The organism is Streptomyces sp. NPDC013457, from assembly GCF_043089925.1.
Lineage (GTDB): Bacteria > Actinomycetota > Actinomycetes > Streptomycetales > Streptomycetaceae > Streptomyces.
Genome location: NZ_JBICBL010000008.1, coordinates 338,973 through 358,823, shown reverse-complemented (window position 1 = coordinate 358,823; position 19,851 = coordinate 338,973). Strand labels below are relative to the sequence as shown.

General features: G+C 73.0%; 16 protein-coding genes. 7 read left to right on the top strand and 9 right to left on the bottom strand.

Annotation, left to right across the window (positions count from 1 at the left end):
* The first annotated feature begins 196 nt into the window (after positions 1–196).
* The 6 genes from ACF1G2_RS23445 to ACF1G2_RS23420 all read left to right on the top strand — a co-directional run bounded on the left by ACF1G2_RS23445 (position 197) and on the right by ACF1G2_RS23420 (position 8,133).
* Positions 197–1,843, top strand: a complete 1,647-nt coding sequence (locus ACF1G2_RS23445) for a protein kinase (RefSeq protein ID WP_391800102.1) — start codon at positions 197–199, stop codon at positions 1,841–1,843.
* A 756-nt stretch (positions 1,844–2,599) separates the two neighbouring features.
* Positions 2,600–2,830 (top strand): hypothetical protein, encoded by a 231-nt coding sequence (locus ACF1G2_RS23440; RefSeq protein ID WP_391800101.1) that lies wholly within the window; start codon positions 2,600–2,602, stop codon positions 2,828–2,830.
* A 106-nt stretch (positions 2,831–2,936) separates the two neighbouring features.
* A complete protein-coding gene (locus tag ACF1G2_RS23435) occupies positions 2,937–3,605 on the top strand; it encodes a PadR family transcriptional regulator (protein ID WP_391800100.1) in 669 nt (222 codons plus the stop codon).
* Positions 3,606–3,807: 202 nt separating this feature from the next.
* Positions 3,808–4,542: an ABC transporter ATP-binding protein gene (locus ACF1G2_RS23430; protein ID WP_352187279.1), complete on the top strand. Its 735-nt coding sequence runs from the start codon at positions 3,808–3,810 to the stop codon at positions 4,540–4,542.
* Positions 4,539–7,406, top strand: a complete 2,868-nt coding sequence (locus tag ACF1G2_RS23425) for an FtsX-like permease family protein (RefSeq protein ID WP_391800099.1) — start codon at positions 4,539–4,541, stop codon at positions 7,404–7,406. Before ACF1G2_RS23430 ends, ACF1G2_RS23425 begins: the two co-directional genes overlap by 4 nt.
* A 181-nt stretch (positions 7,407–7,587) precedes the next feature.
* Positions 7,588–8,133: a bacterial proteasome activator family protein gene (locus ACF1G2_RS23420; RefSeq protein WP_352187277.1), complete on the top strand. Its 546-nt coding sequence runs from the start codon at positions 7,588–7,590 to the stop codon at positions 8,131–8,133.
* Between the two features lie 71 nt (positions 8,134–8,204).
* Here the strand turns inward: ACF1G2_RS23420 and ACF1G2_RS23415 are convergent, their stop codons facing one another.
* From ACF1G2_RS23415 to pdhA, 7 genes are all read right to left on the bottom strand, one after another.
* A complete protein-coding gene (locus ACF1G2_RS23415) occupies positions 8,205–9,194 on the bottom strand; it encodes an NAD(P)H-quinone oxidoreductase (RefSeq protein ID WP_391800098.1) in 990 nt (329 codons plus the stop codon).
* 10 nt (positions 9,195–9,204) lie between these two features.
* Complete coding sequence (locus ACF1G2_RS23410) at positions 9,205–10,263, bottom strand: potassium channel family protein (RefSeq protein ID WP_391800226.1); 1,059 nt, start codon at positions 10,261–10,263, stop codon at positions 9,205–9,207.
* Between the two features lie 20 nt (positions 10,264–10,283).
* A complete protein-coding gene (locus ACF1G2_RS23405) occupies positions 10,284–11,672 on the bottom strand; it encodes a molybdopterin molybdotransferase MoeA (protein WP_391800097.1) in 1,389 nt (462 codons plus the stop codon).
* Complete coding sequence (locus ACF1G2_RS23400) at positions 11,669–12,532, bottom strand: NTP transferase domain-containing protein (RefSeq protein ID WP_391800096.1); 864 nt, start codon at positions 12,530–12,532, stop codon at positions 11,669–11,671. Before ACF1G2_RS23400 ends, ACF1G2_RS23405 begins: the two co-directional genes overlap by 4 nt.
* A 429-nt stretch (positions 12,533–12,961) precedes the next feature.
* The gene (locus ACF1G2_RS23395; RefSeq protein ID WP_391800095.1) at positions 12,962–14,344 is read right to left on the bottom strand and encodes a dihydrolipoamide acetyltransferase family protein; all 1,383 of its coding nucleotides are present in this window, start codon (positions 14,342–14,344) and stop codon (positions 12,962–12,964) included.
* A complete protein-coding gene (locus ACF1G2_RS23390; protein WP_391800094.1) occupies positions 14,344–15,372 on the bottom strand; it encodes an alpha-ketoacid dehydrogenase subunit beta in 1,029 nt (342 codons plus the stop codon). The genes ACF1G2_RS23395 and ACF1G2_RS23390 overlap by 1 nt, the downstream gene beginning before the upstream one ends.
* Positions 15,372–16,532 carry a pyruvate dehydrogenase (acetyl-transferring) E1 component subunit alpha gene (pdhA, locus tag ACF1G2_RS23385; RefSeq protein ID WP_391800225.1) on the bottom strand — a complete coding sequence of 387 codons (1,161 nt, stop codon included), beginning with the start codon at positions 16,530–16,532 and terminating at the stop codon, positions 15,372–15,374. Before pdhA ends, ACF1G2_RS23390 begins: the two co-directional genes overlap by 1 nt.
* A gap of 177 nt (positions 16,533–16,709) precedes the next feature.
* On the opposite strand from pdhA, the gene ACF1G2_RS23380 reads away from it, so the two are divergent.
* Positions 16,710–17,234 (top strand): Lrp/AsnC family transcriptional regulator, encoded by a 525-nt coding sequence (locus ACF1G2_RS23380; RefSeq protein ID WP_391800093.1) that lies wholly within the window; start codon positions 16,710–16,712, stop codon positions 17,232–17,234.
* Positions 17,235–17,493: 259 nt separating this feature from the next.
* On the opposite strand, the gene ACF1G2_RS23375 is transcribed toward ACF1G2_RS23380, so the two are convergent.
* Both ACF1G2_RS23375 and ACF1G2_RS23370 read right to left on the bottom strand, forming a co-directional pair.
* A complete protein-coding gene (locus tag ACF1G2_RS23375; RefSeq protein WP_383224243.1) occupies positions 17,494–18,087 on the bottom strand; it encodes a TetR/AcrR family transcriptional regulator in 594 nt (197 codons plus the stop codon).
* Positions 18,084–19,727, bottom strand: a complete 1,644-nt coding sequence (locus ACF1G2_RS23370) for a 3-hydroxyacyl-CoA dehydrogenase (RefSeq protein ID WP_391800092.1) — start codon at positions 19,725–19,727, stop codon at positions 18,084–18,086. The genes ACF1G2_RS23375 and ACF1G2_RS23370 overlap by 4 nt, the downstream gene beginning before the upstream one ends.
* Positions 19,728–19,851: the final 124 nt, after the last annotated feature.

The window sequence follows — 19,851 nt, the reverse complement described above, 5'->3', positions numbered from 1 at the left end:
GTCCGAGTGGACCGGCCATCCAACCGTCTTCGCGTGTACCGATGCAAATTCCGGCCTTTTCGTGTAACGCTTCCGAGACGCTTCTTACGCGGACGGTCACGGAACGGGCACCCGGCTTGACGTGTCGGTGCCCTGGGGCAGACTTGGCCAGGAAATTCCGGATCAGCGCCGCCACGCGCGCGTAGGGGGAGCACGAATGAGCCAGGACGGCGCACAGGGCCGCTATGCGGGCGGTTCGGTCGCGAACGGCCGGTACCAGCTTCGCGACCTGCTCGGCGAAGGCGGAATGGCCTCCGTCTACCTGGCGTACGACAGCGCCCTGGACCGTCAGGTGGCCATCAAGACGCTGCACACGGAACTCGGCCGGGAACAGTCTTTCCGTGAGCGGTTCCGGCGTGAAGCGCAGGCCGTCGCCAAGCTTTCGCACACGAACATCGTGTCGGTCTTCGACACCGGTGAGGACACCCTCGACGGCGCCGTCATGCCGTACATCGTCATGGAGTACGTCGAGGGACAGCCGCTCGGCTCCGCCCTGGCCTCCGACGTGCAGCAGTTCGGCGCGATGCCGGCGGACAAGGCGCTGAAGGTGACCGCCGACGTCCTCGCCGCGCTGGAGACCAGCCACGAAATGGGCCTGGTCCACCGGGACATCAAGCCCGGCAACGTGATGATGACCAAGCGCGGCGTCGTCAAGGTGATGGACTTCGGCATCGCCCGCGCCATGCAGTCCGGTGTCACCTCGATGACGCAGACGGGCATGGTCGTCGGCACGCCGCAGTACCTCTCCCCCGAACAGGCCCTCGGCCGTGCGGTGGACGCCCGTTCCGACCTGTACTCGGTCGGCATCATGCTCTTCCAACTCCTTACGGGGCGCCTGCCGTTCGACGCGGACTCGCCGCTGGCCATCGCGTACGCGCATGTGCAGGAGGAGCCGGTCGCGCCCTCGTCCATCAACCGTTCGGTGACTCCGGCGATGGACGCGCTGGTCGCACGCGCGCTGAAGAAGAACCCGAACGAGCGGTTCCCGAGCGCGGCCGCGATGCAGGACGAGTGCCTGCGGGTGCTCTCGGCGGGGCAGACCGGAGCGCCGGTGATCGTGGCCGGCGGGCCCGTCAGCAGCGGTTCCGGTGTGGGCTCGGCGGTCTTCCCGCCGGTCGGCCAGACGCCGCCGCCCTCGACGCACGGTGTCCAGCAGCCGTACCACCAGCCGACGCCGCAGCCGGGTCCGTACGGTCCGCCGACGCCGGCCCCGTCGTACGGATACCCGCAGCAGGCGCAGACCCCGCCGCCGTCCCCCATGTACCAGACGCCCACTCCCGGGCCGTACCAGATGTCGCCGCAGACCCCGCTGAGCACGCCCATGCACAACGGATCCGGTGGGTCGGGCGGGTCGGGCGGCTCCGGGCGGAACATGCCGGTGGTCGTGGGGTCGATCGTGGTCGCGCTGCTGGCGATCGGCGGTGTGATCACCGCGATCTCGCTCAACAAGGACGACCCGGAGGGCAAGGCGGACGGCGACCCCAGCCAGAGCCAGTCGGCCGCGCCCGGGCACAAGGGTCCGGACCTCACCAAGACCATCGACGTGAAGAAGTGCACCGAGCCGAGGGAGTCGAGCGACGACCCGTCGAAGTTCGAGATCCCCGACTTCACGTACAAGAACATCCAGTCCGTGAAGGACTGCATCCAGGCCGCGGGCTGGAAGATCACGAAGCAGACCCCGGTGGACGAGGCGACGTACGGCGAGGGCACGGTCCTCAGCCAGTACCCGCCGGCCGGTGCGGACGCGTCGAAGGACGACGCCGAGTTCACCCTGGAGATCTCGACGGGCAACCCGGGGCAGTAGCCCCTCTCACCCCTCTCTCACCCCTCCAAGGGCCGAAGGGCGCGGCGTCCCGTCGCGCCCTTCATCCGTGCGCGGGTGCCCGGATGCCGGAAATGTCCCCCCATGTGACGCTGAGTGGGAAACCTCGGCGGTTCGGTACGGGAGGGGGGTCACCCGGTGACTCCAGGACTCCGCGACGCGCGGACGCGGGCACTTCGGTGGCGGGCACTTCGGTGGCGGGCATCACGGCGGCGGGCACCCCTTTCGGGCGGCCCGCGACGGCGGGCGCTTCGGCGGGGCGCGCCTCGGCGGGCGCTTCGCCTGCGGGCGCTCGGCCCGGTGGCGGCGTGCTGGCTGGTGGTGGGCGTCGTACCGATGGCGTACGGACACGAGCACCCCGGCCCCGCACCCTCGACGACGGCGCCGAACGGCGGACCCTCCAGGCAGTGGAAGCAGGGGCCGTCCCCGTGGGCCACTCCGTCCCCCTCGGCCTCGGCCCCGACGAGCGGTCCGCCGGGCACCCCGGGCGCGTCCGGCCCTCCAGGGCGACGGCCCCCTGGCGCCGCACCCTCCTCCCCGGCGGTGTCGCGCCCCGCGCCGGCACCGCCCTCCGAGGCTCCCGGGCCCACCCCGTCCCGCTCGCTCGCCGGCCGCCCCGCCGGGGAGGGCCGCGAACGGCCCGGCCGGCCCCCCGGCCCCCCGGAACCGAGCGGCACGGACGCGGCGGCCGACCCCTCACGTAGCAAAACCGCAACAGCCGAGGAGCCGCCGGAGGCGGTGGGCGAAGAGACCGACGAGGCGGGCGAGGTCCCCGAAGCGGTACCCGAGACGGAGGCCACGCCCTCCTCGCCGGCGCCCGCCAGCGTGCCCGCCGCGGCGCCGCGGCTCGGCTCCCGGACCGCCACCACCGCCGCTGACCGGCAGATTCCCGTACTCACGCTGGGCGCGGGGCTGGCTCTCATGGGGCTCGGTATCGGTTTTCTCGGCGTCAGGATGCGGCGCCGCTGAAGCCCCGGCTCCCTCCCGCGACCCCGGGTGTCCTCCCTGAGACGGACGGCCGTGTTCCGTCTCAGGTCGCTTGTCCGCCTCGGCATACTCGGTATACATACTGAGTATGTCGATCCGCCACGGGCTTCTCGCCCTCCTCGAACGCGGGCCACGCTACGGCTCGCAGCTCCGTACGGAGTTCGAGTCCCGCACAGGCTCCACCTGGCCCCTCAACGTCGGCCAGGTCTACACGACGCTCAACCGTCTCGAACGGGACGGGATGGTCGCCCAAGGCGGCGAGGACGAGGCGGGCCACGCGCTCTACGCGATCACCGACAGCGGTCGCGAGGAGCTCAGGGCCTGGTTCGAGAAGCCGGTGGACCGCACCAGCCCGGCCCGTGACGAGCTCGCCATCAAGCTCGCCATGGCCGTCGGAGCGCCCGGCGTCGACATCCGCGCCGTCATCCAGTCGCAGCGCCGCCACACCGTGAAGGCGATGCAGGACTACACCCGGCTCAAAGCCCAGGCGCTCACCGCGCTGGAGAGCGGGGCGTCCCGGGAGCGCGACGACGTGGCCTGGCTCCTCGTCCTGGAGCAGCTCATCTTCCAGACCGAGGCCGAGGCCCGCTGGCTCGACCACTGCGAGGCCCGGCTGATCCGCCTCTCGACGGCCGCCGTCGTCTCGGGGGACCCACGGCCCCCCGAGCCCGGTGAGCCCGCCCGGACGCCCACGTCGGGCTCCCTGCCCGAATCCGCGTCCCCGACCGCGCCCTCGACCGCCTCGCGGTCCACGTAGTCGTCCACGTAGTCACCCGCGCAGACGACCCCCGCGGCCCGGCACGGCGCCGCACCTCCCGTTCCCGCCCAGGCGCTCCGCGCCTCGCTCACCTCTCGCACCTCCCGTTCCCACCCGGCGCCCCGCGCCGTCCCGCACCACCTCTCCATCCGCTCCGTACGTGTGTCCCGACCGCGTTCGTACGTCCAAGGGGGACCCCTCCATGTCCACAGCGCAGCCCGTGCTGCAACTCCAGAACCTGACCCGCGTCCATGGCACCGGCGCCACCGAGGTGCACGCCCTGCGCGGCATCGACCTCGACGTGTTCCCCGGTGAACTCGTCGCCGTCATGGGCCCGTCCGGCTCCGGCAAGTCGACCCTGCTCACCATCGCCGGCGGCCTCGACACCCCCACCTCCGGCCGGGTGATCGTCGAGAACACCGACATCACCACCGCCGGCCGCAAGGCCCTCGCCGCCCTGCGCCGCCGCAGCATCGGTTACGTCTTCCAGGACTACAACCTCATCCCGGCCCTCACCGCCGCCGAGAACGTCGCCCTGCCGCGCGAGCTGGACGGCACCTCAGCCCGCAAGGCGCGCGTCGAGGCGCTGGCCGCGCTGGAGGAGATGGACCTCGGGCACCTCGCCGACCGCTTCCCGGACGAGATGTCCGGCGGTCAGCAGCAGCGCGTCGCCATCGCCCGCGCCCTCGTCGGCGACCGGCGTCTCGTCCTCGCCGACGAGCCCACCGGCGCGCTCGACTCCGAGACCGGGGAGTCCGTCCTCGCCCTGCTGCGCGCCCGGTGCGACGCCGGGGCCGCCGGCGTACTCGTCACCCACGAGCCGCGGTTCGCCGCCTGGGCCGACCGCGTCGTCTTCCTGCGGGACGGCGCCGTCGTCGACCAGACCGTGCGCAGCGAGGCCGACTCGCTCCTGACCGGCCAGGCGGCCGAGCGGTGAACAACTGGCTCCACTCCTGGCGTGCCGCGATCCGTATCGCCCGCCGTGACGCCTGGCGCTCCAAGGGACGCAGCTTCCTCGTCCTCGCGATGATCGCCCTGCCCATCCTGGGCGTGAGCGCCGCAGATCTGACCCTGCGCAGCTCCCAGCTCTCCACCGAGGAGAGCCTCTCCCGGACGATCGGCGCCGCCGACGGCCGATTCGTCGACGCATCCGTCGAAGGCGTGCCGATCCTCCAGGATCCGTCCGGCGAGATGAACACGACGGCCAAGGACTACGGCGACATGGCCTGGCCGAGCGGGCCGACCGACGTCACCAGGACCTTCCCGGCCGGCGCCACGTTCCTCACGGACGCCACCGGAAGTGCCAAGCTCACCACCAGCCACGGGCTGCTGCAGAGCGAGATCCGTGAACTGAAGGCCGACGACCCCTTGGCCCGCGGGATCATGACCCTCCAGGAGGGCCGCTTCCCGCAGAAGGCCGACGAGATCGCCGCCACCTCGCACTTCCTGGAGACCAGCGGGCTGAACATCGGCTCCACCCTCTCGGCGCGCGGCGACGACCGCGTGTTCCGGATCGTCGGCTCGTACGAGCTCCCCAACGACCTCAAGGCCGACCAGGTCAACGCCCTGCCGGGCGCCTTCCTCGCCCCGTACGCCAAGGCGGCCGAGAAGGCCGGGCTGAGCGGTTCCGACATCTCCACCACGTACCTCGTGAAGGCTCCCGGCGGTTTCAGCTGGGACGCGGTCCAGAAGGTCAACACCAAGGGCGTGACCGTCACCTCGCGGGCCGTGCTCCTCGACCCGCCCGCCAAGTCCGACGTCCCGCTGTACGAGAGGGAGGGCTGGGGCGACTTCCAGGCCAGCCCCGGCGCCCGGGCCGCCGAGCTCGCCGCCGCCGGCACGATCGTCGGCCTCGCGATGCTGGAGATCTGCCTCCTGGCCGGCCCCGCGTTCGCCGTGGGCGCCCGCCGTTCGCGCCGTCAGCTCGGACTCGTCGGCGCCAACGGCGGCGACCGCCACCACATCCGCGCCATCGTGCTGAGCGGCGGCCTCGTCATCGGCGTCGCCTCGGCCGTCGTCGGTACCGTCCTCGCCCTGATCCTGACGTTCGCCCTGCGCCCGCTCCTCGAAGACGCCATGGGCCAGCGGTTCGGCTCCTTCGACATCCGCCCGCTGGAGCTGTTCGGCATCGCGATGATCGCCGTGCTGACCGGCCTCCTCGCGGCGATCGTCCCGGCCGTCACCGCCTCCCGCCAGACCGTTCTCGCCTCGCTCACCGGCCGTCGCGGTGTCCGCCGCAGCAGCCGCGTACTGCCGCTCGTCGGCCTGGCAGCCCTGCTCCTGGGTGGTGCGATCGCCCTCTACGGGTCGGTGATCTCCGACCAGTTCGTGATCGTCGCGGGCGGCAGCGCCATCGCCGAACTCGGCGTGGTCGCCATGACCCCCGCCCTGGTCGGGCTCTTCGGCCGCACCGGCCGCTGGCTCCCGCTCTCGCCGCGCCTCGCCCTGCGGGACGCCGTGCGCAACCGGGGCCGCACGGCACCCGCCGTCGCCGCCGTGCTCGCCGCGGTCGCCGGAACGGTCGCCGTCTCCACCTACGCGGCCAGCCGCGACGCCCAGGGCGAGGCCGGATACACGGCGAAGCTGCCGCACGGCGCGGTCTCCGCGTTCGTGATGGAGGAGGGCGGCCGGGACGTCCCGGCGGTGCGCGACGCCGTGCAGCGCCTGGTGCCCGTCGACACCCGCGCCGATGTCCAGCGCATCCTCGTCGGCAAGCCGAGCTGCGCCCCGTACAGCGACAGCGCGGGCTGCGGCCGCTTCGAGATCGTCATCCCGGAGGCCAACGACTGCCCGCTGTGGGGGACCTTCGAGGAGGGCGAGGACCCGTCGACGAAGTTCACCGTCGAGCAGCGTCGCAAGCTGGCCGAGGACTGGCGCTGCAAGGACAGCCGCGGCGGTGAGCTGGGCGGCGGAGTCTTCGTCGAGGGCGGCCTCGTCGTCGGTGACGCCTCCCTGCTCAAGGTGCTCGGCATCAAGGACGCCGACGCGGAGAAGGCCCTCGCGGAGGGGAAGATCGTCTCCTTCGTCAAGGCTCCCGTCGACGCCTCCGGGAAGATCGGCATCAAGCTGGTCACCGACAACAAGAAGGCGCAGCAGGCCGAGCAGGACGGCAAGCCGGTCCCCGGCGAGGTCAAGACCCTCCCCGCCCACCTGGTGACCGGCGAGAACGCCTACGGCGTGGGGGCGATCCTCACCCCGGCCGCCGCGAAGGCCGCCGGCCTTCCGACGGTGCCGTTCGGCTCGTTCTTCTCCACCGACTCCCTGCCCACCGCCGAGCAGCGCCAGAAGCTCGACGGCGAGCTCGCCAAGATCGGCAGCGACACCGGGCTCTACGTGGAGGAGGGCTTCGTCAGCGACACGAGCATCGTGCTCCTGGCGCTGACCGTCTTCGCCGGCCTCGTCACCATCGGCGCCGCGGGCATCGCCACCGGCCTCGCGCAGGCCGACGCCGAGGCCGACCTGAAGACGCTGTCCGCCGTCGGCGCGCCCCCGCGGGTCCGCCGCACGCTCAGCGGCTTCCAGTGCGGGGTGGTCGCAGCGATGGGCGTGATCCTCGGATCGGCCGCCGGTGTGCTTCCGGCGATGGGCCTTCGGCTCACCGAGGAGCGCCAGGAGCTGCGCTTCTACCAGGAGAGCCTCGACCAGGGCTGGAGCACGTCGGCGGACGTGCCGTACGTCCCGATCGTCGTCCCCTGGGAGACGCTCGCGGCGCTCCTGGTCGCCGTACCGCTCGGCGCCGCGCTCCTCGCGGCCCTGGTGACCCGCTCCCGCGGGGCCCTGGCCCGCCGCGAGGCGACCTGACCGTCCTGACGGGTGCCGGCCTGACGGGTGCCGGCCTGACGGGTGCGGACCTGACCGGGCCGAAGGGTCCGGGCCCGACCTGACCGGCGACCGTTGCCGTCCCGTGCCCCCGGAGAAGGGTGGATCACCCTCCTCCGGGGGCACACCGTGTGGTGAGGCATGTGTGCGAGAGAATGGCGGCATGGAGATGCCGAGGAATGAACGGTCGCAGGAGACTCCCCAGGTCCTCATCGTGGGACAGGACGGGATGGCGCTCGGCGGCACTCAGGGTGACGACGAATCCCGCGAGGTCCCGGTGACGGAAATGGTCGAGCAGCCCGCGAAGGTCATGCGCATCGGCAGCATGATCAAGCAGCTCCTGGAGGAAGTACGCGCGGCACCTCTCGACGAGGCCAGCCGCGTCAGGCTCAAGGACATCCACGCCAGCTCCGTGAAGGAGCTGGAGGACGGGCTCGCGCCCGAGCTGGTCGAGGAACTGGAGCGGCTCTCCCTGCCGTTCACCGACGAGGCGATTCCCTCCGAGGCGGAACTGCGGATCGCGCAGGCCCAGTTGGTGGGCTGGCTGGAAGGCCTCTTCCACGGCATCCAGACGGCGCTGTTCGCCCAGCAGATGGCGGCCCGCGCCCAACTGGAGCAGATGCGCCGGGCGCTGCCGCCCGGTGCGTCGCACGAGGACGACGACGACCAGGGCCACGGGCACGCGGTCCGCTCGGGACCGTACCTGTAAGCGCGTACGAGAGGGCCCGGCACACCTCGGGGGTGTGCCGGGCCCTCTAGCACGGCGACGCGGCCTCTTGGTCAGCCCGCCTTGGGTGCCGTCAGCAGGACCTTGCCGACGTGGGTCCCGGATTCCAGGGCCCGGTGCGCCTCGGCGGCGTCCGGCATCTCCACCGTACGGTCGACGACCGCGCGTACCGTCCCCGATCCGATCAGCGGCCAGACGTGCTCGCGCACCGCCGCGACGATGGCCGTCTTCTCGTGCAGCGGACGGGCCCGCAGTGTGGTCGCGGTGATCGCCCCGCGCTTGGCGAGCAGTGCTCCGAGGTTCAACTCGCCCTTCACACCGCCCTGCATGCCGATGATCGCGAGCCGGCCGTTGACCGCGAGCGCCTTCACGTTGCGCTCCAGGTACTTCGCTCCGACGATGTCCAGGATCACGTCCGCCCCGGCTCCGTCCGTGGCCTTGCGCAGCTCCTCGACGAAGTCCTGCTCGCGGTAGTCGATCAGGATGTCCGCGCCGAGCTCGGCGCAGCGCGCGAGCTTCTCGGGGCCACCCGCGGTGACCGCCACCTTGGCGCCGACGGCCTTGGCGAGCTGGATCGCCATCGTGCCGATGCCGCTCGCGCCGCCGTGCACCAACAGCGTCTCGCCGGGCCGCAGATGGGCGATCATGAAGACGTTCGACCAGACCGTGCAGGTCACTTCGGGCAGCGCCGCGGCCGTGACGAGGTCCACCCCGTCCGGTACGGGCAGCAGCTGGCCGACGGGAACGACGACCTTCTCCGCGTACCCGCCGCCGACGAGGAGCGCGCACACCTCGTCCCCCACCGACCAGCCGGAGACACCCGGCCCCAGCGCGGCGATCCGGCCCGAGCATTCGAGGCCCGGGTACGGGGACGAGCCGGGCGGCGGGTCGTAGAAACCCTGCCGCTGAAGCAGATCGGCGCGGTTGACGGCGCTGGCCACCACCTCGACGAGCACCTCGCCCTCGGCGGGCACGGGATCGGGCGCCTCGGCCCAGACGAGGGCCTCGGGGCCCCCGGGTTCCGGAATCGTGATCGCATGCATGGCGGCGAGGCTACTCGGGCGGCGGCGACAGCGGGGTGACGGGCGCCGCCCGCACGATGGTGATCACACGGTCCGTCAACTGCAGCGGGCTGGCCGCCGGATCGTCGTAACCGAGCAGCCGATGCCCGCGCAACACGCTGACCACCAGGTCCTCGGTCTCCCGCACGTTCTTGCCGACCTCGGACTTTATGACCGGCCGCTCCACCAGATCGAGGCCCGAACCCTGCTGGATCAGATCCTCCATGACCGTGCCGGCGCTGGGGCTGAGCACCGAGAGCCCCAGCAGCCGTCCGGCGGCGCTCGCGCTGGTGATCACGGCATCCGCGCCGGACTGGCGCAGCAGCGGCGCGTTCTCCTCCTCGCGTACGGCGGCGACGATCTTCGCACCCCGGTTGAGCTGCCGCGCGGTGAGCGCCACCAGAACGGCCGTGTCGTCGCGCTGGGTGGCGATCACGACCTGCCGGGCCTTCTGGACCTCGGCACGGAGCAGAACGTCGCTCCGGGTCGCGTCGCCGACCACACCGACGAATCCGTCCGCGTTCGCCGTCTCGATCACCTTGGTGGAGGGGTCGACGATGACGATCTGGTCCTTCCGCAACCCCGTCGCGCAGAGCGTCTGGATCGCCGAGCGGCCCTTGGTGCCGAAGCCGACGACGACGGTGTGGTCACGCAAGGTGGACCTCCAGCGGTTCAGCCGCCACTCCTCCCGGGTCCGTTCGGTGAGGACCTCGAGAGTGGTGCCGACCAGGATGATCAGGAACAGGACGCGCAGCGGCGTGATCACCAGGATGTTGATGAGCCGGGCCGAGTCGCTGTACGGGACGATGTCGCCGTACCCCGTGGTGGAGAGGGTGACGGTCGCGTAGTAGGCGCAGTCGAGGAAGTCGAGCGTGCCGTTGGCGTTGTCGTGGTAGCCGTCGCGGTCGGCGTAGACGATCAGGGTCGTGAGGGCCAGCACCCCGAGGGCCATCAGCAGCCGCCTGGTCACCTGCCGCAGGGGCTTCTCGACGACACGCCGTGGCATCCGGATACGGGAGGGGGACGTCTTCTCGTCCGCTTGGCGGGCCATGACGTCACGGCTGGGAAGTTTCACGTGAAACACCCTCCCTGAGAAGCGCCCAGCGAAGGAGCCATCGGCCACGGAAGATCGAGAATCTCCAGGGCCTCTCCACGCCCTGCTCCGCCGGGCGCCACGACGGCCATCCCGTCCGCGGCGGCGATGCCACGGAGCATCGCCGGACCGTTGTAGTGCAGGGGTACCGCCTCCTCGCCCGCGTGGACGACGGGGACCAGCCGGGTGTCGTGCGGATGACCCTGGATCTCGTCCCGTACGGGAACGCGGTACGGCTCCGGCGCCGGGGCCCCGGCCAGGGCGCGCAGCAGCGGTTCGGCCAGGGTGAGCAGGCCGGAGACGGCGGCGAGCGGGTTGCCGGGCAGTCCGACCAGATGGCGGCCGGCGTCGAGGCGCGCGAGCAGCATGGGATGTCCGGGGCGCACCTTCACCCCGTCGACGAGCAGCACGGCGCCCGCCTTGGCGAGCACGGGGTGGACATGGTCCACGGGACCGGCGGCCGTGCCTCCGGTGGTGATCACGAGATCGGCGGGGGACCCGGTGACGGCCGCCGCTAGGGCGTCGGCGTCGTCGCCGATCCGGCGGGTGGCGAGCACCTCGGCACCGAGCGCGTCGAGCCAGGGGCCGAGCATCGGTCCGAGAGCGTCCCGGATCAGCCCGTCGTGGGGGAGTCCGGTGGTCAGCAGCTCGTCACCGAGGACGAGGACCTCCACCTTCGGGCGGGCGAGCGTCGGCAGCGCGTCGTAGCCGGCCGCGGCGGCGAGGCCGAGGACGGCGGGCGTCACCCGGGTCCCGGCAGGCAACAGCCGGTCGCCGGCGCGGCATTCCTGGCCCCGGGGCCGGATGTCCTGGCCGGGGACGACCTCGCGCCGCGCGTGCAGATGGCCGCTCGCGTCGGTACGGGCGTGCTCGCTGCGGATGACCGCCGTGGTCTCGTGCGGGACCCGGGCGCCGGTGGCGATCCGTACCGCCGTGCCGTCGGCCAGCGGAGCGGCGGGGGCGTGACCGGCGAGAACGGCGCCTTCCGCGCGGATCTCCCAGGGGCCGGGCCCGGCGACGGCCCAGCCGTCCATGGCCGAGGTGTCGAAGGACGGCAGATCGGTGAGCGCGCGGAGCGGTTCGGCGAGCACGTGGCCCATCGCCCGCCCGAGCGGTGTGCGGAGGGGGGCCCGGGCGGCCCCGACGGCCGCCCCGGCGCGGGCGGCGACGGACCGCGCGGCGGGCCACGGGGTGGCGCGGTGTTCTTCGGCGGACCCGGGCTTCTCACCGCGCGGCGAGGCGACGAGGGCGAGGATCTCGTCCACGCCGTCGTCGTCGGCCCCGGACACGGATCCCGGCTCGGATCCGGATCCGGACCCGGGCTGGGGCTGGGGCTGGGCTTGCGCCGCGCGCTCCTGAGGGGTCATCCGGCCGCGTCCCGCTCCGCTTCGGCCGCCCAGCGGCCGGCGAGCGCCGCGGCCTTGCTGGCGGCCTCGGCGACCGCCTCGGGCCCACCGCCGGACTCGGCCACCCGGCCGGCCGCGTACCCGACCAGGAACGTGGTCAGCGGTGCGGCGGGGCGGGCGACCCCGTGGGCGGCGTCGCGGGCCAGATCGAGCAGCACGCCGGTGTCGACGTCGATCTCGATGCCCAGTTCGGCCTTGACTGCGTTGATCCATTCGTCCAGCACGTTCCCATGCTCCCTGATCCGCGCCCGGGCCGTGGCGATGTCCTCCCAGGTGTCGCAGTCGAAGGAGGCGAGGGGGCCCGCGGTGACCCGGACGAGCCGCAGCCCCTGGGTGAGCAGACGCAGCGGGAGCCCGGAGAGGGTGCCGTGCGTGGTGATGAGGAGATCCATTTCACGCCGGAGGGCGGCGGCGCGGTAGGCGGCGACGAGCGGCTGGTCACGGCCGTCGGCGTCGACGAGGAGGGCCGCCTCGGCATCGGGCGCGGCAGTGAGGGCGTCCAGGAGCCGCCGGCCGGTGTCCTCGTCGAGGAACGGCAGGTCGGCGGAGAGCACGAGCACCAGGTCGGCCCCGAGCTCGCGCACCCCGGCGCCGAGCCCGGCCAGCGGCCCGCCGCCGGGCGGGTCCTCCCTGGCCCACACGACGGGCCGCACGGTCTCCCGCCGCCCGCCGACGACCACGGTGCGCCCGGCGCCCCGGCACCCCGTGAGCACCCGATCGAGCAGCGCCCGGCCTCCGACCCGCACCGCCGGCTTGTCCACCCCACCGAGCCGCTTCGCGCCTCCACCGGCGAGCACGACGGCGTCATACCCGATCGTCATCCCAGCAGTATGATCCGCTCCCCTTCCGGAAGCGCCCCTGCGTCTCAACCAGGGAGACGGAGCGCCGGGGAGACGAGGAGAACGATCCTGTGCGGCGCACCAGGGAGACGAGGAGAACGGTCCTGTGCGGCGCACCGGGGAATCGGGGAGACCGGTCCTGTGCGGCGCACCGGGGAGACAGGTAGACAGAACCCGTGCGGCAACCGGGGAGACAGGCTCCGGTCGGCCGGCCGATCGGGGCAGACGGGCCCCGGGCAGCCGGCTCATCGGCGAGCCGGGCCCGGGCAGACGGCTCGGGGCAGCCGGCTCGTCGGCGAGCCGGCCCCGGGCAGCCGGCTCGGGGCGGCGGGCGTCGGTGCCGCCCGCCGGAACGACGACGGGCGGGGGCGCGCGGGGCGGTGTCGCCCGGCGAGCCCCCGCCCGGCGGGGTCAGAGCGTGCGGAGCAGGACCGCCGGGTGTTCGACGCAGTCGGCGACGTAGCGGAGGAAGCCGCCCGCCGTGCCGCCGTCGCAGACCCGGTGGTCGAAGGTCAGCGAGAGCTGGACGACCTTGCGGACCGCCAGTTCGCCCTCGTGGACCCACGGCTTGGGGATGATCCGGCCCACGCCGAGCATCGCCGCCTCCGGGTGGTTGATGATCGGCGTGGAGCCGTCCACCCCGAACACCCCGTAGTTGTTCAGCGTGAACGTCCCGCCCGTCAGGTCGCCCGGCGTCAGCGTCCCCTGCCTGGCGGACTCCGTCAGCCGCGCGAACTCCTCCGTCAGCGACTCCGCCGTCCGCGTGCCCGCGTCCCGGACCACCGGGACGACCAGACCGCGCTCGGTCTGCGCCGCGAACCCGAGGTGCACGGACGGCAGCCGGACGATCTCCCGGGCCGCCGTGTCCACCGTGGAGTTGAGCTCCGGGTAGCGCGCGAGGGCGTGCGTGCAGATCCGGGCGAGCAGCGCGAGCAGCGAGATCTTCGGACCGCCCGCCGCGTTCATCGCGGCCCGCGCCGCCATGAGCTCGGTCGCGTCGGCGTCGACCCAGCAGGTCGCGTCCGGGATCTCCGTACGGCTGCGGGAGAGCTTGTCGGCGACGGCTCCACGGACCCCGCGCAGCGGAACCCGCTCACCCGCCGCGGTGACGGCGGCCGCAGGCACCGGCGCCGGGCCGGCCGCAGCCGTCTCGGCGGCGGCCAGGGCCGACTCGACGTCGGCCCGCAGGATCAGCCCGGCCGGACCGGACCCCCGCACCTCGCGGAGATCGATGCCCTTGTCCCGGGCCAGCTTCCGTACGAGCGGCGAGATCACCGGAACGGGCCCCGCCACGGGGGCGGAAGCCGCGGCCGGAGCGGAGGCCGGCGCCACGACCGCAGCCGGAGCGGAAACCGGAGCCGCCGCCGGAGCCACGGCCTTCGCCACCGCGGCGCTCTCGTGACGCACCCGGCGACGCCTCGCCGCCGGCCCTGCCGTGCCGTACCCGACGAGCACGTTGCCCGAGTACTCCGACGACTCGGCGTCCGCCGCGGCGACCGCCGGGGCCGCCGAAGCCCCCGCCTCACCGGACGCACCGGACCCCGCCGTACCGCCGACCGCGACCGTCAGCAGCGGTGCGCCGACGGGCAGTTCCGTGCCCTCCTCGCCGAAGCGGGCGGTGACGACACCGCCGTACGGGCACGGCACCTCCACCATCGCCTTGGCGGTCTCCACCTCGACGACCGGCTGGTCGATGGCGACGACGTCGCCCACGTTCACCAGCCAGCGCACGATCTCCGCCTCGGTCAGCCCCTCACCGAGGTCGGGCAGCTTGAACTCGAGCACCTGCGCCATCAGTTACCCGCCTCCCACTGCAGCCGCGCCACCGCGTCGAGCACCCGGTCCACGCCCGGCAGGTGGTGCCGCTCCAGCATCGGCGGCGGATACGGGATGTCGAACCCGGCGACCCGCAGCACCGGCGCCTCCAGGTGGTGGAAGCACCGCTCGCTCACGCGCGCGGCGATCTCCCCGCCCGGCCCGCCGAACCCCGTCGACTCGTGCACGACGACCGCGCGCCCGGTGCGCCGCACCGACGCGCAGACCGTCTCGTCGTCGAACGGCACCAGCGAGCGCAGGTCGACGACCTCCAGGTCCCAGCCCTCCGCCTGCGCGGCCTCCGCCGCCTCCAGACAGACCGGCACGGACGGCCCGTACGTGATCAGCGTCGCGCTGCGGCCGCTGCGCCGCACCACGGCCTTGCCGATCGGCTCCACCGACGCCGGCGCCTCCGGGCGCCAGTCGGACTTCGACCAGTACAGCCGCTTGGGCTCCAGGAAGACGACCGGGTCGTCGGAGGCGATGGCCGCCCGCAGCAGCCCGTACGCGTCCTCGACCGTGGCCGGGGTGACGACGTGCAGACCCGGCGTCGCCATGTAGTACGCCTCGGACGAGTCGCTGTGGTGCTCGACGCCGCCGATCCCGCCGCCGTACGGCACACGGATCACCAGCGGCATCGGCATCGCGCCCCGCGTGCGGTTCCGCATCCGGGACACATGGCTGATCAGCTGCTCGAACGCCGGGTAGGCGAAGGCGTCGAACTGCATCTCGACGACCGGCCGCAGCCCGTACATCGCCATGCCGACGGCCGTTCCGAGGATGCCCGCCTCGGCCAGCGGCGTGTCCGTGCAACGGTCCTCGCCGAACTCCTTCGCGAGGCCGTCCGTGACCCGGAAGACCCCGCCGAGCGTGCCGACGTCCTCGCCCATCACATGGACGGTCGGGTCCTCGGCCATCGCGTCGCGCATGGCCCGCTGGAGGGCCTGCGCCATGGTGGCGGGCTTGGCCGTGGCCTTGTCCGCCGCCGTCTTCTGCGCGGTCGTCATCACGCCTCACCTTCGGCGTCGAGCTCGGCCCGCAGCTGCGCGGCCTGCTCGCGCAGCTGCGCCGTCTGCTCGGCGTAGACGTGCGCGAAGAGATCCATCGGGTCGAGAACGGGTTCGGCGTTCATCCGCTCGCGCAGCGCCGCCGCCATCGTCTCGGCGGCCTCGGCCGCCGCCTGCTTGCGCGCCTCGTCGATGATCCCGCGCTCGGTCAGCTCCCGCTCCAGGATCACGATCGGGTCGTGAGCACGCCAGGTCTCGACCTCGCCGTCCCCGCGGTAGCGGGTCGCGTCGTCGGCGTTGGTGTGGGCGTCGATCCGGTACGTGACGGCCTCGACCAGCGTCGGTCCGCCGCCGCGCCGCGCGCGTGCCACGGCCTCGGTCAGCACCTGGTGGACGGCGACCGCGTCGTTGCCGTCGACGAGCCGGCCCGGCATGCCGTACCCGACGGCCTTGTGGGCCAGCGAGGGGGCCGCGGTCTGCTTGGCGAGCGGCACCGAGATCGCGAAGCCGTTGTTCTGCACCAGGAAGACCACGGGGGCCTGCCAGACGGCCGCGAAGTTCAGCGCCTCGTGGAAGTCGCCCTCGCTGGTGCCGCCGTCGCCGACCATGGCGAGCGCGACCACGTCGTCGCCCTTGAGCCGGGCGGCGTGGGCCAGCCCGACCGCGTGCGGCAGCTGGGTGGCGAGCGGGGTGCTCAGCGGCGCTATGCGGTGCTCACGCGGGTCGTAGCCGGTGTGCCAGTCACCGCGCAGCAGCGTCAGCGCCTGGACCGGGTCCAGGCCGCGGGCGACGGCCGCGAGGGTGTCGCGGTACGAGGGGAAGAGCCAGTCCCGGTCCTCCAGGGCCAGGGCGGCCGCGACCTCGCAGGCCTCCTGCCCCGTGGTCGACGGATACACGGCCAGTCGGCCCTGCTTGGTCAGCGCCGTGGCCTGCGCGTTGTACCGGCGACCGCGCACCAGCTCCGCGTAGAGCCGCCGCAGCAGCTCGGGGTCGGCGTCGGCCACCGCGTCCGTGCCGATGACCCGGAAGGGCTCGGCGTCGGGCAGCAGCGGGGCGGGGTCCGTACGCGGCTTCCACGCCGGGGGCGGGGTGGGCCGGTAGGCAGGGGCGGCAGCTGGCGGCTCTTGGACTGTCGAACTGCGCTGTTGCAACGAGTCCACCTCCTCGTGGGAGCGGGCATAAGACCCGAAGGCGGGTGGCGCGGGTGTGGCGCGCCTCACCTACCGATTGTTCGGTCGTGGAGGCATTTTGGCTACAGGCACCCTCAGCCTGTGGACAATCGGTTCTCCACAGCCTGGGATAGAGACATGTCGTCCATGGATGAGAGGCGGGGGGACATGGCGGATGAACAAATGGCCGACGGCTGGGAGCAGGCCCTGGCCCAGAGTCCGGCCGGAGTGCCACAGGGCCCGCCGGCCCGGCCGCTCGACGCGATCGACCGCGACATCCTGCGCATCCTGCAGACGGACGGTCGCGCCTCGATACGTTCCGTCGCCGAACGGGTGCACGTCTCCCGGGCCAACGCCTACGCGCGGATCAACCGACTGATCGACGACGGGGTGATCCGCGGCTTCAGCGCCCGCGTGAACCACGAGCGCGCGGGACACGGCGCCTCGGCCTACATCACGCTCAAGATCGTCCAGAACTCCTGGCGCACCGTGCGCGAACAGCTCCAGGCCCTGCCGGGCGCCGCGCACATCGCACTGGTCAGCGGAGACTTCGACGTCCTCCTGCTGGTCCACACCCCGGACAACAGGACGCTGCGGGAGCTGGTGCTCACCAAGCTCCAGTCGATCCCCGAGGTGCTCTCCACCCGCACGCTGCTGGTCTTCGAAGAGACGGACCTCGACCCGGACCACTGAGCGCCCGCGCAGGCACAGCAGGGGCCTCCAGCGGCCCCAGCGGCCCTCAGCGGGCCCGGGCAGTCCTCAGCAGCGGCCCGGCAAGTCCTCCGCAGCGGCCCGGCAGTCCTCAGCAGGGGCCCGGCAGTCCTCAGCGGGCCCCTGCCGGTCCCGGCGCCCAATGGGCCCGAGCATCACCTGGGCCCGGGCAGGGGCGGGCCTCCAGGCGCTCCAGGCAGCCCCAGGCGCCCCAGGCGGCCCCACGCACCCCCAGCCGCTTTCAGCGGGCCGTGCGCAGGCCGTCGAAGGCCAGGTGGACCACGGTGTCGGCGAGCTGGTCGCGCTCCGCGTGGGCGCCCGGCAGCGGCCGGTACCACTCCACCAGCGAGTTGATCATTCCGAAGAGCAGCCGGGTGGCGAGCTTGATGTCCACGTCGGCCCGCAGGTCCCCGTCGGCCACGGCCGCCTTCAGCAGATCGGCCACCCGGTGGTCGAACTCGCGGCGGCGCTCCATCGCCCAGCGCTCGGTGTCGGTGTTGCCCCGGACCCGCAGCAGCAGCGTCACGTACGGCAGCTCGGCGATCAGCACCTCGACCGTGCGCCGGGTGACGTACTCGACCCGCTCGATGGCCCGACCGCGCCCCGCGCCCGGCTCGTCGAGGATCCCGAACAGCCCGTCTATGGCGCGGCTGACGGCCCGCCGCAGCAGCTCCTCCTTGCCCGCGACATGGTGGTAGATCGAGGACTTGGAGATTCCGGCCGCCTTGGACAGGTGCTCCATGGACGTGCCGTCGTAGCCGCGCTCGTTGAAGACCTGCACGGCGACGGAGAGCAGCGTCTCGGGCGTGTACGTGTCACGCTTGGCGGTCGTCATGCCGTCGCCTCCGCCTCGGCCACGGCCGACTCCACCACCGCGGACTCGACCACGGCCGCCTCCGCGGCGGCACGCTCGGCGGCAGCCCGGCGGCGCAGCGCCTGCGAGGGGGCGTAGCGGCCCGTCGGGTACTCCTCGTGCAGGTTCGAGAGCGTCTCCAGGACCCAGTCGACGCCCAGCTCCTCGCCCCACGCGAGGGGACCGCGCGGGTAGTTCACGCCGAGCCGCATCGCCGTGTCGATGTCGTCGGCGGCGGCCACCCCGCGCGCGGCGGCGTCGAAGGCGAAGTCGGCGAGCATCGCGACCGTACGGGCGACGATCATGCCGGGCACGTCGCGGATGACGCTGACCTTCTTGCCGACCGCCTGGAAGAGGCCGATCGCCTCCTGCAGGGCGTCGTCCCCCACGGTGGCGGACGGCGCGAGCACGATCCGCTCGCAGGCGGAGAAGTCCAGCGCCAGGTCGATGTGGACGACCGGCATCTCGGCGTCCTCGGCCGCCGTCCCGTCGGCGAGGAACAGCCGGGTGCCGCTCGGCAGCTCGATCCAGCCCGGGTAGCCGGCCACGGCGTCGTCCCCGCGGTCGACCACGATCGCGGTCTCGTCGATCAACGCCACCAAAGCACGGGCCTGGTACAGGTCGCCCTGGACCGTCACCGAGGCCGGCGCCTCGGCGGGCGGCGCGGTGTGCGGCTCGGGGGCCGCCGCGCCGTCCCCGTACGGGAACCAGCCGTGCCCCGACTTCCGGCCGAGGCGCTCCGACTCCACCAGGCGCCGCTGGGCGAGGGAGGGCGTGAACTTGGGGTCCTGGTAGAAGGAGTCCCAGACGGACCGGGTGACGGCCTCGTTCACGTCCTGGCCGATGAGGTCCGTCAGCTCGAAGGGGCCCATGCGGAACCCTCCGCACTCGCGCAGGGCGGCGTCGATGGTGGCGGGGTCCGCCACGCCCTCCTCGTAGACGCGCAGCGCCTCCGCGTAGAAGGGCCGGGCTATCCGGTTGACGATGAAGCCGGGGGTGTCGGCGCAGCGCACCGGCGTCTTGCCCCAGGCCTTCGCGGTCTCGTACGCGCGCGTGGCGGCCGAGGCGTCGGTGGCGAAGCCGCTGACGACCTCGACGAGCGGCAGCAGCGGCGCCGGGTTGAAGAAGTGCAGTCCGACGAACCGTCCGGGCAGCCGCAGCCCGCCCGCGATCGCCGTGACGGAGAGGGAGGAGGTGTTGGTGGCGAGCAGCGTGTCGTCGCCGACGATCTTCTCCAGCTCGGCGAAGAGCTCCCGCTTGACCGGGAGCAGCTCGACGATCGCCTCGACGACGAGCGCGGCGTCGGCCAGGTCCGTCAGCGCGGCGGCGGCGTGCAGCCGGCCCACGGCCGCGTCGCGTGCCGCGCGGTCCATCCGCCCCTTCTCGACCAGGCGGTCCAGCCGGGCGGCGAGGGCGGCCACGGCCTCCTCGGCCCGGCCGGGGGCGCTGTCGTAGAGCCGTACGGGATGCCCGGCGACCAGCGCGACCTGCGCGATTCCCTGGCCCATGGTCCCCGTGCCGACGACGGCGACGGTACGGCTGCGGTCGAGGGCGTCGGTACCGGAGTCCGGCGCGGCGCCCGCCCCGGCGTCCGGCGCCGAGTCGCTCACATTGGCGGTCATACGACTGATCCTCCCCGATGGGTTGTCCACAGCTTCGACAGACCCCCTTGTCCCGACCGATCGTTCGGTTACTCTAACTCTGTCCGTCCTTTGCTGCCCACCCGTCTTCCACGACCACCCGTCG

What these genes read in the sequence shown, in the direction of transcription:
- ACF1G2_RS23445 (WP_391800102.1), top strand. Translation starts at nt 197, where the DNA reads ATGAGCCAGGACGGCGCACAGGGCCGCTATGCGGGCGGTTCGGTCGCG.
- ACF1G2_RS23435 (WP_391800100.1), top strand. Translation starts at nt 2,937, where the DNA reads ATGTCGATCCGCCACGGGCTTCTCGCCCTCCTCGAACGCGGGCCACGC.
- ACF1G2_RS23430 (WP_352187279.1), top strand. Translation starts at nt 3,808, where the DNA reads ATGTCCACAGCGCAGCCCGTGCTGCAACTCCAGAACCTGACCCGCGTC.
- ACF1G2_RS23420 (WP_352187277.1), top strand. Translation starts at nt 7,588, where the DNA reads ATGGAGATGCCGAGGAATGAACGGTCGCAGGAGACTCCCCAGGTCCTC.
- ACF1G2_RS23415 (WP_391800098.1), bottom strand. Translation starts at nt 9,194, where the DNA reads ATGCATGCGATCACGATTCCGGAACCCGGGGGCCCCGAGGCCCTCGTC.
- ACF1G2_RS23410 (WP_391800226.1), bottom strand. Translation starts at nt 10,263, where the DNA reads ATGGCCCGCCAAGCGGACGAGAAGACGTCCCCCTCCCGTATCCGGATG.
- ACF1G2_RS23405 (WP_391800097.1), bottom strand. Translation starts at nt 11,672, where the DNA reads ATGACCCCTCAGGAGCGCGCGGCGCAAGCCCAGCCCCAGCCCCAGCCC.
- ACF1G2_RS23400 (WP_391800096.1), bottom strand. Translation starts at nt 12,532, where the DNA reads ATGACGATCGGGTATGACGCCGTCGTGCTCGCCGGTGGAGGCGCGAAG.
- ACF1G2_RS23395 (WP_391800095.1), bottom strand. Translation starts at nt 14,344, where the DNA reads ATGGCGCAGGTGCTCGAGTTCAAGCTGCCCGACCTCGGTGAGGGGCTG.
- ACF1G2_RS23390 (WP_391800094.1), bottom strand. Translation starts at nt 15,372, where the DNA reads ATGACGACCGCGCAGAAGACGGCGGCGGACAAGGCCACGGCCAAGCCC.
- ACF1G2_RS23380 (WP_391800093.1), top strand. Translation starts at nt 16,710, where the DNA reads ATGGCGGATGAACAAATGGCCGACGGCTGGGAGCAGGCCCTGGCCCAG.
- ACF1G2_RS23375 (WP_383224243.1), bottom strand. Translation starts at nt 18,087, where the DNA reads ATGACGACCGCCAAGCGTGACACGTACACGCCCGAGACGCTGCTCTCC.
- ACF1G2_RS23370 (WP_391800092.1), bottom strand. Translation starts at nt 19,727, where the DNA reads ATGACCGCCAATGTGAGCGACTCGGCGCCGGACGCCGGGGCGGGCGCC.